The sequence below is a fragment of the Peribacillus phoenicis genome, from assembly GCF_047238085.1.
Classification (GTDB): domain Bacteria; phylum Bacillota; class Bacilli; order Bacillales; family DSM-1321; genus Peribacillus.
Window position 1 is genome coordinate 3,471,120 of record NZ_JBDFMF010000001.1, and the last position, 13,911, is coordinate 3,485,030.

At 43.9% G+C, this 13,911-nt stretch carries 11 protein-coding genes; 2 read left to right on the forward strand and 9 right to left on the reverse strand.

Going from position 1 to position 13,911, the window contains the following annotated elements:
* Positions 1 to 2: 2 nt before the first annotated feature.
* From ABC374_RS17045 to ABC374_RS17065, 5 genes are all read right to left on the reverse strand, one after another.
* The gene (locus ABC374_RS17045; protein WP_413019088.1) at positions 3 to 2,201 is read right to left on the reverse strand and encodes a RelA/SpoT family protein; all 2,199 of its coding nucleotides are present in this window, start codon (positions 2,199 to 2,201) and stop codon (positions 3 to 5) included.
* Between the two features lie 320 nt (positions 2,202 to 2,521).
* Positions 2,522 to 3,034: an adenine phosphoribosyltransferase gene (locus ABC374_RS17050; protein WP_034308789.1), complete on the reverse strand. Its 513-nt coding sequence runs from the start codon at positions 3,032 to 3,034 to the stop codon at positions 2,522 to 2,524.
* Positions 3,025 to 5,400, reverse strand: coding sequence for a single-stranded-DNA-specific exonuclease RecJ (gene recJ, locus ABC374_RS17055; RefSeq protein ID WP_413019090.1), 2,376 nt, complete (start codon positions 5,398 to 5,400; stop codon positions 3,025 to 3,027). The genes ABC374_RS17050 and recJ overlap by 10 nt, the downstream gene beginning before the upstream one ends.
* Positions 5,401 to 5,546: 146 nt before the next feature.
* The gene (gene secDF, locus ABC374_RS17060; RefSeq protein ID WP_350299593.1) at positions 5,547 to 7,808 is read right to left on the reverse strand and encodes a protein translocase subunit SecDF; all 2,262 of its coding nucleotides are present in this window, start codon (positions 7,806 to 7,808) and stop codon (positions 5,547 to 5,549) included.
* A 195-nt stretch (positions 7,809 to 8,003) separates the two neighbouring features.
* Positions 8,004 to 8,309 (reverse strand): post-transcriptional regulator, encoded by a 306-nt coding sequence (locus ABC374_RS17065; RefSeq protein WP_137020410.1) that lies wholly within the window; start codon positions 8,307 to 8,309, stop codon positions 8,004 to 8,006.
* Positions 8,310 to 8,480: 171 nt separating this feature from the next.
* Between ABC374_RS17065 and spoVB the strand changes: the two genes are divergently transcribed.
* Positions 8,481 to 10,043 (forward strand): stage V sporulation protein B, encoded by a 1,563-nt coding sequence (spoVB, locus tag ABC374_RS17070; protein WP_413019093.1) that lies wholly within the window; start codon positions 8,481 to 8,483, stop codon positions 10,041 to 10,043.
* Positions 10,044 to 10,072: 29 nt separating this feature from the next.
* Here the strand turns inward: spoVB and ABC374_RS17075 are convergent, their stop codons facing one another.
* The gene (locus ABC374_RS17075; protein WP_350299595.1) at positions 10,073 to 10,729 is read right to left on the reverse strand and encodes a DUF421 domain-containing protein; all 657 of its coding nucleotides are present in this window, start codon (positions 10,727 to 10,729) and stop codon (positions 10,073 to 10,075) included.
* A 193-nt stretch (positions 10,730 to 10,922) separates the two neighbouring features.
* Between ABC374_RS17075 and ABC374_RS17080 the strand changes: the two genes are divergently transcribed.
* Positions 10,923 to 11,294, forward strand: coding sequence for a TIGR04086 family membrane protein (locus ABC374_RS17080; protein WP_413019096.1), 372 nt, complete (start codon positions 10,923 to 10,925; stop codon positions 11,292 to 11,294).
* 46 nt (positions 11,295 to 11,340) lie between these two features.
* Here ABC374_RS17080 and yajC read toward each other — a convergent pair whose 3' ends face one another.
* From yajC to queA, 3 genes are read right to left on the reverse strand one after another with little or no spacing between them, the layout of a single operon-like run.
* A complete protein-coding gene (gene yajC, locus ABC374_RS17085) occupies positions 11,341 to 11,625 on the reverse strand; it encodes a preprotein translocase subunit YajC (RefSeq protein WP_214773395.1) in 285 nt (94 codons plus the stop codon).
* A gap of 43 nt (positions 11,626 to 11,668) precedes the next feature.
* Positions 11,669 to 12,808, reverse strand: a complete 1,140-nt coding sequence (gene tgt, locus ABC374_RS17090; protein ID WP_034308807.1) for a tRNA guanosine(34) transglycosylase Tgt — start codon at positions 12,806 to 12,808, stop codon at positions 11,669 to 11,671.
* A gap of 36 nt (positions 12,809 to 12,844) precedes the next feature.
* A complete protein-coding gene (gene queA / locus ABC374_RS17095; protein ID WP_350299596.1) occupies positions 12,845 to 13,873 on the reverse strand; it encodes a tRNA preQ1(34) S-adenosylmethionine ribosyltransferase-isomerase QueA in 1,029 nt (342 codons plus the stop codon).
* Positions 13,874 to 13,911: the final 38 nt, after the last annotated feature.

Here is a 13,911-nt window from a genome sequence, read left to right on the forward strand (position 1 = left end):
CCTTAGTTCATTATCCTTCTAACGGAATAAACATCTGAAATTTGTTTGATTCGGTCGACGACCTTTTGTAAATGGGCAATGTTATGGATATAGATCGACATGTGAATGGTCGCCACCTTATTCCTGTCGGATTTACCCGAGACCGCCGAAATGTTGGTCTTGGTTTCATTGACGGCTTGCAGCACTTCGTTTAATAAGCCGCGACGGTCATAGCCGCTGATTTCAATTTCAACGATGTATTCCTTGCGTTCATTAATCGTACTTTCCCATTCAACCGGCACAAGGCGATGGTCGGCATCCCCGCTATCCAGATTCGGGCAGTCCTGTCTGTGAACTGAAACTCCACGGCCTTTGGTTATATAACCAACGATTTCGTCCCCTGGCACTGGGTTGCAACAGCGTGATAAACGGATAAGCAGGTTATCTATCCCCGGTACCTGTACACCTGAGTCACGTTTTTTAGATGGATTGGAGAAGGTTTTCAGATCGGCTACCGCTTCAGAAATATCCGCTTCTTGCTCGACCATTTTCTGCTTACGCCATTTTTCGGTAAGGCGGTTAGCTACCTGAAGGGCAGTGATTCCGTTATATCCGACTGCTGCATACATATCTTCTTCATTCAGGAAGTTGAATTTATCTGCAACACGCCTGATATTCTCGGCCGTCAGGATTTCCTTCAGGTCGAACTCCATATCCTTGATTTCCTTTTCAACAAGCTCTTTGCCTTTTTCGATATTTTCTTCCCGGCGCTGCTTCTTGAAAAATTGGCGGATCTTGTTTTTCGCCTGAGATGTTTGCGTTAGTTTAAGCCAATCCTGACTTGGACCATATGAATGCTTGGAAGTTAAGATTTCTATGATGTCGCCAGTTTTCAGTTTATAATCCAGCGGTACCATTTTCCCATTCACTTTGGCACCAATCGTTTTGTTTCCGATTTCCGAGTGAATCCTGTATGCGAAATCTATCGGGTTGGATCCTGATGGCAGTTCGATGACATCGCCTTTTGGTGTGAAAATGAATACCATATCAGAAAAAAGGTCTATTTTAAGGGATTCCATGAATTCCTCTGCATTAGTCGCATCATCCTGGAATTCAAGAATTTCCCGGAACCATGTCAATTTTTCTTCCAGTGAAGGCTGTTCACCGACATCTTTTCCTTCTTTATAAGCCCAGTGCGCGGCAACCCCGAACTCGGCAATGCGATGCATATCGGAAGTACGGATCTGCACTTCCAGCGGGTCGCCTTTCGGTCCGATCACCGTCGTATGAAGCGATTGATACATATTCGGCTTCGGCATCGCAATATAATCTTTGAATCGGCCAGGCATCGGCTTCCAGCATGTATGGATGATCCCTAAAACGGCATAGCAATCTTTTATGCTATTGACGACGATCCGAACTGCAAGCAAATCATAAATTTCGCTGAACTGCTTATTCTGCAAAGCCATTTTACGATAAATGCTGTATATATGTTTCGGTCTCCCGGAAAGGTCAGCCTTAATATTGACTTCCTCAACGTTTTTACGCACTTCATCAATGACTTCTTCCAGATACTTTTCACGTTCTGCACGCTTTTTCTTCATCAGGTTGACGATTCGGTAATACTGCTGAGGATTCAAATACCTTAGTGCAGTATCTTCAAGTTCCCATTTAATTGTACTGATACCAAGACGATGAGCAAGCGGTGCGAAAATTTCCAACGTCTCGTTCGATATCCTTCTCTGCTTTTCCTGGGGCAGATGCTTCAAAGTCCGCATATTATGAAGTCTGTCCGCAAGCTTGATCAAGATGACCCGTATATCCTGGGCCATAGCCACGAACATTTTCCGATGGTTTTCCGCCTGTTGCTCCTGCTGTGATTTATACTTGATTTTCCCTAACTTTGTCACGCCATCCACAAGCATGGCGACTTCAGGACTGAAATTTTCTTCAATATCCTTAAGAGTGATCTCCGTGTCTTCAACAACATCATGTAAAAAACCTGCCGCAATGGTTGCAGGGTCCATTTCAAGTTCAGCCAGAATGCCCGCCACTTGAATCGGATGAATAATATACGGCTCTCCCGATTTACGGAATTGTTCTCGGTGAGCATACTCTGCATACTTAAACGCTCTATGAATAAATTCAGCTTCTTCCGGCTGAAGATATAAGCTGGCCCGTTCTACAACCTGCTCGGCAGTCAATATTTGATCATTAGCCATTTAATCACCTTAACCCCACTTTAACTGCCACCGGATATGATCCGGATTGAGTATGATTGGTAGCACTTCCCTTTATTATTCTGCAAAACGTGACAATTTTTGCAAAAAAAAATAAATCCGCTTAAACGGATAAAAGTGCAAATAAACTTATTAGCAGAAAAACTCTTTATTATTACTATTATCGAAAAAAAAGGCAAGGATGTAAAGAGTTAAACGTGTATTTTATAAAGAATACTGCATTTTTTCACTGGAAATTCGACAAAATCCAGAAAAAACGGGTAAAAACAGAAAGAGCACCCTGGTCAGAGTGCTCTTCTTTATTAAAAGCTCATTAATGTCAAGACATCATAGCCGTCTAATTTATCTTTACCATCCAAGTCAGTCAATTCAATAAGGAATGCAATCCCGGCTACAATTCCGCCAAGCTGTTCAACCAATTTGATCGTCGCTTCGATTGTTCCCCCGGTAGCAAGTAAATCGTCCGTAATCAGTACACGCTGTCCCGGTTTAATGGCATCTTTATGGATTGTCAATACATCCTTGCCATATTCTAATCCATATTCGACTTTTATCGTTTCACGTGGAAGTTTTCCTTCTTTTCTCACTGGCGCAAAGCCCACTTCCAATGAGTATGCGACTGGACATCCGATAATGAATCCGCGCGCTTCCGGCCCGACCACCAAGTCGATATTCTTATCGCGAGCGTACTCGACGATCTGGTCTGTTGCGTATTTATAAGCTGCACCGTTATCCATTAATGTTGTAATATCTTTGAAGACAATACCCGGTTTTGGCCAGTCTTGCACAATTGTTACATATTGCTTTAAATCCATTGCTTTGTTTCCTCCTCAAGGTCTGTTGCCTCATGAACTAAATAATGATTGAACCAATCGAATAATTGCTGATAGGAAGAATAAACAAGCTCTTGTTCAAGCTCAAATTGCTCTTTCTTTCTTGTATACGATTCAGATTCACTGAGATCGCGTTTTTTCGCATTGGTTGTGAGCATAATTAACCCATTATCTATTGTAACAAAATCAAGCTCAAAAAACACCTTAGAAATGAAATCCACCGTATCTCTTGACCAACCGCGATATTTGGCTAGGTCATCACCATATCTTTTCACATCGAGCGGCCCCTTTTTGGCAAGGAAGGCATAAAACCACTTAAAATGATCTCTTGTTGGCATCGTACTTAGGAAATGGTCCTGTTCATGGGAAAAGTGAGCGTAGATACGCGAAGGGTGTTTATCGGCAATCACCCGTTTCAAATATTCCCTTGACTGCGGCATGTCCATGAATACCAAATGACCTTCGAAGCAGTCGAGCTGCTCTGCATCCAGTTCATTCTTTATAATAACGAGATCCGGATGGTTTTGTAAAAATGGATATCTGCTATAAATATCTTCCGAGAAAATGACGATCTTCCGGTTTTGTGCAGGAATGTCGGCAAGCCACTTCTCTGCCTGTCCCTTGCCGCGGTAATCGAATAACTGCCAATGGTTTACCGAGACATCCTGGACAAAGATCTGGGGCTTTTTCATATTATTCCACTCATTGATGGAAAGCTCACCAATAACCGAGACCTCAGCATGCGGAGCTATTTCATCGACAAAATGACCAAGACCGAAGCCCACACCGTCAAGTTTATGATTTTCACCATCTTCAAGCGAGACCTTCAAGTGATTTTGGTTGGCACCTATTTTGCGGACACTTGAAAGCTGTACGGAATCTATCAATATTTTCGGCTTGGGATTCGTTACCCCAAATGGCGCCAGCAAGCTCATTTCCTGAATCGTTTGAATGGAAACGTCAGCTAAAGTCGTAGCACCGTCCAAGTTTGTAATCGGTGTAAAGTCCTCTTCGTTCAGTTGTTCCTTCGCAATCAAGTTCATACGGTCCCTGAGCTCCTGGACATCTTCAATTTTCAATGTCATTCCAGCAGCCATCGGATGTCCACCGAAATGAGGCAGCAGTTCACGGCAGGCGGAAAGACTTTGAAAAAGATCGAAACCTGCGATGCTACGAGCAGAACCTTTCGCGAATCCCTTTTCCCTGTCATAGCTCAATACAATAGTGGGCCGGTAAAAGCGTTCAACAAGTTTAGAGGCCACAATCCCCACGACTCCTGCGTTCCAGCCTTCCCTTCCGATTATGAGCACGCCATTGGACTCCGGCGGGAAGTTTTCCTCGACCTCAGCAATCGCTTCCGCCGCCATTGCTGCAACCATTTCCTGCCGCTCTTTATTGATATCATTGATTTCATTCGCAAGTTCCACCGCTTCTTCCAGGCTTTGTGACATCAATAAATCGACAGCGGGATCTGCATCTCCAAGGCGCCCGACAGCATTGATCCTCGGTGCCATCGCAAAGCCGATTGATTCTTCATTCAATGCTTCCTGCTGAACATTCGCCACTTTCATTAACGCAACAAGTCCCGGGCGGCGAGTCAAACGTAACTGCTCGATGCCTTTCGCAGCAATGAGGCGGTTTTCCCCTTGCAAAGGCACTAAATCCGCTATCGTGCCGATTGCCGCTATTTCAAGCAGATCCTCAGGCAATTCCCCAAGCAGTGCGTGTGCAAGCTTAAATGCGACCCCTACTCCGGCAAGGTCTTTAAATGGATAGGAACTGTCCTCAAGTTTAGGATGGATGATTGCCAATGCCTCAGGCAGTTCCGGCCCCGGTTCGTGGTGGTCAGTCAATATATAATCCATGCCAAGCTCGCCGGCAAGTTTCGCTTCATCGATTGCAGAAATTCCTGTATCGACGGTTATTAATACGTTCACCCCTTGCTCAGCTGCAAGGCGGAACGCCATCGGATTGGGACCATATCCCTCTGTAAACCGATTCGGGATATAAAAATCAACATTGGCCCCCAATTTCATCAATGCCGTCATCATCACTGTGGTCGATGTCACGCCATCCGCATCATAATCACCGAATATACGTATTTTTTCTCCATTTTGAATGGCTTCTCTTATTCTATATACCGCTTTATCCATATCCTTCAATAAAAATGGATCATGAAAAGTTTGATTTTTTACAAATAAAAATGATCGGGCACTTTCAATCGTATCCAGGCCTCGATTCACAAGCAGGGCTGCAACCAAAGGTGTGATATGAAGCTCTTCAGCTAGTACAGCAACTTTGTTTTCATCGGCAGTACGCAAGTTCCACCGGGTTTTTGGCTTTAACATTTATTCACCCCTCAACTTACTCATTATACAAAACGAATATACCAGTTTCAATTTTATTTTAAACTCATAAATGGCTGTAATTCCCTATCCTATAAACTTAGTTTAACAAAAAGAAGGCTGGCATCATGCCAGCCCCCTCTCACTTATTAAACTTGTCCTTCAAGACTTTGTTTCTTTTCTTTTGCGGTATTCAGCGGACCTTTCTTCTTCAATTCCCTGATTTTCAAATCAAGCCAGAATTGGGAAGCGATCAATAGCGATGAATACACGCCGCATATTAAACCGATAAACAGCGCAATGGAGAAGTTACGGATAGCTTCACTACCGAAGATCATCAACCCGATAACTGTAATTAGAACGGTCAGAACCGTGTTAATGGATCTCGTCAAAGTTTGCCTGATACTGATGTTCACAATGTTCTCAAGCTCTTCGGCGGTTTTGATTTTACGGCTGAAGCGCAGGTTTTCACGAATACGGTCAAAGGTTACAATCGTATCATTGATCGAATAACCGACAATCGTCAGAACCGCAGCAATGAAGGTGATATCCACTTCGAGCCGGAGTAAGCTAAAAATCGTGATGATGAAGAATGCATCATGTATAAGCGCAACCACAGCAGGTACGGCCATTCGCCATTCAAATCGTATCGATACATACAAAATGATACCGATTGATGCAATCGCTAACGATTTCATGGCATTTTTCGCAAGCTCTTTCCCTACAGTCGGTGATACGGTGCTGACATTCGGTTCTGCTCCGTAATCCTTTTTGAAATGGTCCTTCAATTCAGCAATCTCTTGTTTATCGAGGACACCGACTGTCCGAACGACAGCATTTTTATTGTCTTGTCCAGCGAGCCTGACATCCTTGATATCCTTCTCGTCAATACCGACCTTTTCCATTTCGGTTACGACTTGCTGCTTCGTTAAAACATCGTTGGACGCAATCTCGATGCGGGTACCGCTCGTGAAATCAATCCCAAGATTCAATCTGAAGACGAGCAGGAAGATGATCCCGATAATGGTGACACCGATTGAAATGCCATAAAAAACTTTCCGATGTTTGACGAAATCGATTTTATCAAAGCGTGTTGGCAATGACATTAAATCCATTTTCTCGGATAAATCATGAATGTGCTTCTTCTTCACGCCAAACCATGTTGTACGTTTGTCGAGGAATCCGCTATTCACCCACAGGCTCATGAAGAGGCGTGTACCATAAACGGCTGTAATGAAACTCATTAAGATCGAAATGATCAAAGTGGTGGCAAACCCTTTAACCGAGCTTGTTCCATAATAGAACAGTACGGCCGCAGCCAACAAGGTCGTTAAGTTGGCATCCGTGATTGTAGCAAGTGAATTCTTGGTACCTTCTTTATAAGCTGCCTTAACGGATCTGCCAAGTTTCAATTCATCCCTGATTCGCTCATAGGTTATGATATTGGCGTCGACAGCCATCCCGACACCGAGAACCAATGCCGCAATACCAGGCAGAGTGAGCACCGCATTCATCCAATCAAACACTAATAGCGTCAAGAAAAGGTATATGCTTAAAGTGACGACTGCAATGAATCCCGGGAAGCGGTAATACACAAGCATGAAGATAAAAACAAGTGCAATTCCGATGATTCCTGCAAAAATAGTATCATTCAGGGCACCTGCACCGAATTGGGCACCTACTGAAGTGGAGTACTTTTCTTTCAAATCAACAGGCAGGGCACCTGCATCCAGAAGGGCTGCAAGCTCTTTCGCTTCTTCCACCGTGAATTGACCGGTAATATACACCTTCTTCGTATTAAAAACTTCACTGACAGCTGGAGCTGAAATCATATTGTCCTGTGAAGAGGTATCTTTGATGGAATCTTTTCCTTCCTCAAAATCCAGCCAGATTGCAAGTACATTAGTAGGACTTTCCATCGTGGATATTTTTTGAGTGATGTCCTTAAATTTATCCACATCTTTCAATGTGACTTCAACAACCGGTTGATTATCTTGGAACGTTTGTTTCGCGCCGCCTTCTTTCAGATCGGCACCGGTCATCATTTCCTTATCGTTGTAGTCACGGAAGGATAATTTAGCTTGTGTCGAGAGGATTTCCCGAGCGTTGTTTTGGTCTTTGACCCCAGCCAATTGAACGCGGATCCGGTCTTTCCCTTCGATTTGAATGTTAGGCTCGCTAACACCCAAAACATTGACACGCCGCTCAAGTGAGCTTACTGTAGCCCGTAAAACATCGGGGGTGATCTTTTCCCCATTCAGCGGTTTTACTTCATATAACACTTCAAAACCGCCTTGAAGATCAAGACCCAGCTTGATATCCTTTAGGATTCCTTTTGAAGTCGTCCCCATCGCTGCGAAAATCAAAAGTGCGATTAGAAAAAACGCAACGATCCTGCTTCTTTTTACCATTATGTAGTAGGCCCCTTTCTATAATACGCCTGTTCCTGAAGTTAAAAAAACTGTCATTTTTTGTTTAAATGATAACTGCATTCCCTTTGCTGTTTAAGAAAAAAGACACAGCTTTCCATGCTTTTCCAAAAAAAGCATAACCATATCTATTATGAGTCAAATACAAACAGCTGTCAATTTAAGTATATCTTTGCGTCATTCTTTCAAAAGTTCCTTCAGTTCCTCTTCAGAAAGCGGCTCAAATAGGTTTGGTGATTTATAAGCTTCGACCATTTGGAAAGTCATGAACTGGTTGCTCGAAAATGTCACGATATCTGCGACAAGTTCATGTATGTGAATGTTTTCCTGCGGACGCTTCCATTTATTTTTGGTTAAGGTTCCCCATATGTCTTCCTCCGTTACGGCATTCAATCCGACCATTTGGAATTCCTCACGCTTGCTCTTCAAGAATGGACGCACCTTTAGATAATACCTTTGATAGGGATGATTCTTTTTTGCCATCACTTTGCCTCCAGTAAAAATGATTCTCAAATGAATGCGCATTTTCTTAGAAGGGTTTCTAATCATTTGTTAGAACGCAAACAAACACTTTTGTCATGCTTTGTCCAAGTACAAGCATATAGATAATTGTATAGCATAACCGCTTTTTTGAGAAGGCAGGGAGGGAGTTCAATGTCCAAATTTTTAAAAGGGACGCTGATATTATTAATCGCAAGCCTGATTACAAGGGTTCTTGGTTTCATTAACCGCATTGTCATCGCCCGCTTCATCGGCGAAGAAGGCGTTGGTTTATATATGATGGCTTTACCGACCCTCTTTCTCGTCGTGAACATAACCCAGTTAGGCCTGCCAATCGCCATTTCGAAATACGTGGCTGAGGCAAATGCCAGAGGTGATGAACGGAAAATCAAGAAAATCCTTGTCGTTTCTTTGGCCTGCACCTTTACTCTATCGATGATTTTCACTCCTGCGATGCTGCTTTTCGCGCCGGCTCTCTCAGAATACCTATTCACTGACAAACGGACGTTATGGCCGCTCATGGCGATTGCCCCTATCGTACCTATCATCGCCATATCTTCCGTACTGCGCGGTTATTTCCAAGGCAAGCAAAATATGAAGCCCTTCGCTTTCTCACAAGTTATCGAACAGGTGGCCCGAATCACTTTCATAGCCGTCCTGACGAAGGCCTTTTTGCCATATGGAATCGAATATGCTGCAGCCGGGGCGATGTTCGCATCGATTATCGGTGAGCTTGTATCTCTCATCTACTTATTGACCAGCTTTAAATTAAAGAAACATTTTAAGTTCAGAAAGGGTTTCTTCAAGAATGTCAAATCCGGAAAAGGAACATTCACCGAATTGATGGGGATTGCCCTTCCTTCCACCGGGAGCAGGATGATTGGATCGGTTTCGTGGTTTTTCGAACCGATAGTGGTCGCCCAGAGTTTGGCACTTGCCGGAGTCACCGCGGCCGCAGCGACCAGTCAATATGGGGAGCTGACAGGGTACGCCCTGCCTTTACTCATGCTTCCTTCCTTCGTTACGTCATCATTGGCGACGGCACTTGTCCCGGCAGTGAGTGAAGCCCGTACGACCGGAAACTTTTTACTCGTTGAACACAGGCTTCAGCAGGCACTGAAGATCACCTTTATCACAGGCTGTTTAGCTATCGTCATTTTATTCATCTTTGCCGAACCCATTTTACAAGTCATGTACGGCTCTTCGCATGCTGCCGTATTCATTAAATTCCTGGCACCCTTTTTCATCCTTTATTACTTTCAATATCCGCTGCAATCCATGCTGCAAGCACTAGATCTTGCAAAGGCCGCAATGTTCAACAGCCTGGCTGGCAACATCCTTAAAATCGGTGTGATCTGGCTGCTGGCGTCAAAGGAAAGTTTCGGAATCATGGGAGCCGCAATCGGGATAGCCGTCGGTACGATGCTCGTTACCTTCCTGCATTTTTCAACCGTGCTGAAGGTCGTCCCTTTCACGCTTCATTTCCGCAGCTATTTGTCAGCTTTGGTTCTTGCATTAATTTCCGGATGGGGTGGTTATTATCTTTATCAATTCCCGCTCTCCTCACAGCCACTTGGCATACGGCTTTTGCTTTCCGTGACCGTCGTCATCCTGCTGTTCACATTTTTCCTGCTTATGACCGGCAGCATAAAAAAGGCGGATCTGATCAGGATTCCCGTAGTGGGCGGCTTTTTATCAAAATTCGCTTGGAAATAAAATGAACCGAAGCATCCAAGGGCTTCGGTTCATTTCTTCGTTTCATTTTTATCGATGTAAAATTGGCCATCTATGTATCCGCAAATCGAAATCTCTTTAACCTTCGTTTCTCCATGTTTTTTTAACTGATTCAGAAGCCAAAAATGGTTTTTCCCAATTTTATCAAGATTTTCTTCCTGTATCTCTCCGTCAACAATTAGCGGGAATGGTACCTGACTTTCTGACCCTTCTTCGTCGCTTTTTTTAATCACCGAGAGCCTTCCTGAAGTTTCAAGGATGGCAAATTGAACTTCGTTTATATCAATAATTCCTTGTTCACGAAGTTGGGTCAATAAGTCATCAAAATTATATCTTTGTCTGCGCATCGCTTTTTCATCTATTTTCCCCTGATTAATGATGATCTGCGGCTTGCCGTCCATGAAATTGCGTAATTTGACACTTTTCAATGAGGCAAATGCCAATGTAATTTGGAGGATCGCGAGGACAAACATTGGGATAGTCTGTCGGATAAACGGTTTTTCCAAATCTTCAAAGGATAGCACAGCAATGTCCCCTATCATGATGGATACCACTAAATCGAGAACGCTCAGTTCCCCAACTTCCCGCTTCCCCATCATTCGAAAAAGGAACCAGATGACCAGATAGATTACCGCCGTTCGAAAAATGATCCCTAGATAGATATCCACTTTAACAACACTTCCTTCATCCATAGGATGGCTTGGGAATTGAAAAATTACTCCATAATATTTTCTAATTTTACGGGAAGCTTCTTAAACCTGGTCTAAAGGTTCGATATCGGGAATATGCTTGTACAAACACATAAACAGGCTATACGTATCAGCCTTTTAAAAAGGAGGAATACCCATCGAAACTAAAAAAATGAGTGTCGCCGTAATTTATGGCGTAGGCTCCATCTTTGCCATAGCGATGATTGCTAGTTTAATCGTTTCCATCCTTCTTCGTTTTACTTCACTGACGGAATCATCCCTGACATACGTGGTCATGATCGTGTCCTTTTTATCGCTGTTCATTGGTGGATTCATTTCAGGAGGCAAAGGGAAAAAGCAAGGACTATTCTTGGGCGGAAGCACTGGGCTGCTTTATCTGTTGTTCGTGTTCCTTTTTCAATATTTAGGTCACGATGCACTTTTCACCATCAAGCAATGGATATACTATGGCTGTTTTGTGATTACGGCCATGATGGGTGGCGTTCTTGGGGTCAACATGAGTTCAGACTCACGCTCCGATTAAAAAAAGACAGCAAAAAACCGGGCACATGGCCCGGTTTTCGTTTGTTTTATAGGGATGTTTCTTTATTCGGTGCGCTTTCCGTAATTTCACGGATTGCTGCACGGTCAAAAGTCAGTTTTGTACCGTCTGGTGATTTAATGACGATTTGCAGTTCATCGATTGCATCGATTGTTCCGTGCATGCCGCCGATAGTAGCAACCTTATCACCTTTTTTCAAACTGCTTTGCATGTTTTGCGTAGCCTTTTGGCGTTTTTGCTGCGGGCGGATCAATAAGAAATAGAACAATACGAACATTAAAATCAACGGAAGTATTTGTGCTAAAGAACCCATTTAAGTATATTCACTCCTTTCGTTCATTAAAATATTTATGGAATTAGAAGTTTCTCGCATTTGGTTCATTGAAACCATACTGCTCAAAAAACTCTTCCCTAAAGTCTCCAAGACGATCTTCTCGAATAGCTTGTCTGACCTGTTCCATCAAGTTTAACAGAAAATGAAGATTATGGTAAGTCGTAAGGCGAATACCAAAGGTTTCTTCACATTTAATCAAATGGCGGATATATGCCCGGCTATAATTCTTGCAAACATGGCAATCGCAATTTTCATCGATTGGACCGAAATCGCGTGCATACTTCGCATTTTTCACAACCAGCCGCCCATTGCTCGTCATGAGCGTGCCATTACGTGCGATTCGCGTCGGCAGTACACAGTCAAACATATCAACACCGCGGAGTGCACCATCGATCAATGAGTCCGGTGAACCGACCCCCATAAGGTAACGCGGTTTGTCAGATGGCAGTAGCGGAGTTGTAAACTCAAGGACGCGGTTCATGATATCCTTCGGTTCCCCTACGGATAACCCTCCAATAGCATAACCCGGGAAGTCAAGGGAGACAAGGTCTTTTGCACTTTGTTTGCGAAGATTTTCAAACTCCCCGCCTTGAACGATTCCGAACAGCCCTTGGTCATTTGGACGCTCATGTGCATTCAAACAGCGTTCAGCCCAGCGCGATGTCCGTTCAACTGACTTCTTCATATACTCTTCAGTCGCCGGAAATGGCGGACATTCATCAAATGCCATCATAATATCGGAGCCAAGCGCATTTTGTATTTCCATAGCTTTTTCCGGAGATAAAAATAATTTATCGCCATTCAGATGGTTCCTGAAATGCACACCCTCTTCTTCAATTTTGCGGAACTCGCTTAAACTGAAGACTTGAAAGCCGCCTGAATCGGTCAAAATCGCCCGATCCCAGTTCATGAACTTATGCAATCCGCCAGCTTCCTTGATGATTTCATGCCCCGGACGCAGCCATAGGTGGTACGTATTGCTCAGGATGATGCCTGCCCCCATTTGTTTCAAATCTTCCGGGGACATCGTTTTGACAGTAGCCATCGTTCCAACCGGCATAAATGCCGGCGTTTCAAAAGAACCATGCGGTGTATGGACCCGGCCTAGCCGTGCCCCTGTCTGTTTACATGTTTTGATTAACTCATATCGTATTGCAGTCAACGCAATAACTCCCTTCAAGAGCTTCTCACTCTTATATTACTTAATTAACATTGCATCTCCAAAACTAAAGAACCTGTATTTTTCTTCCACAGCCGTTTCATAGGCATGAAGTACATGCTCCCTGCCTGCAAGTGCAGAAATAAGCATGATTAAAGTCGATTTGGGCAAATGGAAGTTCGTTATCATCGCATCGATCCCTTTGAACTCATATCCAGGATAAATGAAGATGCTCGTCCAGCCATTCTCTTCCTTGAAAACCCCATCATTGCGGGACGCAATCGTTTCCAATGTCCTTGTGGACGTAGTGCCGACCGTAATGATTTTCCCGCCTTTTTCTTTCACATCATTCAGTAATCTGGCAGTGCCTTCCGTCATTTGATAAAATTCCGAATGCATTTCGTGGCTATCTATATCGTCGACACTTACCGGACGGAATGTACCAAGCCCAACATGCAGCGTGATGAAGGCGATGTGGACACCCATCCCTTTAAGTTTCCCGAGCAAATCCTCCGTAAAATGCAGGCCAGCGGTAGGTGCGGCTGCAGATCCCCGTTCCCGCGCATAAACCGTTTGATAGCGGTCCTGGTCGTCGAGTTGTTCCTTGATGTATGGAGGTAACGGCATTTCGCCAAGCTTCTCCAATATTTCATAAAATATGCCTTCATATTTAAATTCAAGGATTCGGCCGCCATGCTCAAGTACACCTGTACAAACAGCACTCAGCTTACCATCGCCGAAAACGATCGTCGAGCCTTCTTTAATCCGTTTGGCCGGCTTCACAAGCGTTTCCCATACATCATCATGCTCTTGCTTAAGCAGCAAGACTTCGATTTTTGCACCCGTTCCTTCTTTACTGCCGTATAGCCGGGCCGGAAGCACCTTCGTATCATTCAACACAAGGCAATCTCCCGGTTTGATATATTCCGTGATATGGCTGAATACATCATGCTCAAGCTTGCCGGTTTCTTTGTCCAGCACCATCAATCTACTTGCTTCTCTATCCTCCAAAGGAACTTGGGCAATCAGTTCCTCCGGTAAATGAAAATCAAACATATCCAATTTCATCTGTTCCACTTCCTTACGTGTCTATCAAGCTGTAATCA

What these genes read in the sequence shown, in the direction of transcription:
- ABC374_RS17045 (WP_413019088.1), bottom strand. Translation starts at nt 2,201, where the DNA reads ATGGCTAATGATCAAATATTGACTGCCGAGCAGGTTGTAGAACGGGCC.
- ABC374_RS17050 (WP_034308789.1), bottom strand. Translation starts at nt 3,034, where the DNA reads ATGGATTTAAAGCAATATGTAACAATTGTGCAAGACTGGCCAAAACCG.
- recJ (WP_413019090.1), bottom strand. Translation starts at nt 5,400, where the DNA reads ATGTTAAAGCCAAAAACCCGGTGGAACTTGCGTACTGCCGATGAAAAC.
- secDF (WP_350299593.1), bottom strand. Translation starts at nt 7,808, where the DNA reads ATGGTAAAAAGAAGCAGGATCGTTGCGTTTTTTCTAATCGCACTTTTG.
- ABC374_RS17065 (WP_137020410.1), bottom strand. Translation starts at nt 8,309, where the DNA reads ATGGCAAAAAAGAATCATCCCTATCAAAGGTATTATCTAAAGGTGCGT.
- spoVB (WP_413019093.1), top strand. Translation starts at nt 8,481, where the DNA reads ATGTCCAAATTTTTAAAAGGGACGCTGATATTATTAATCGCAAGCCTG.
- ABC374_RS17080 (WP_413019096.1), top strand. Translation starts at nt 10,923, where the DNA reads ATGAGTGTCGCCGTAATTTATGGCGTAGGCTCCATCTTTGCCATAGCG.
- yajC (WP_214773395.1), bottom strand. Translation starts at nt 11,625, where the DNA reads ATGGGTTCTTTAGCACAAATACTTCCGTTGATTTTAATGTTCGTATTG.
- queA (WP_350299596.1), bottom strand. Translation starts at nt 13,873, where the DNA reads ATGAAATTGGATATGTTTGATTTTCATTTACCGGAGGAACTGATTGCC.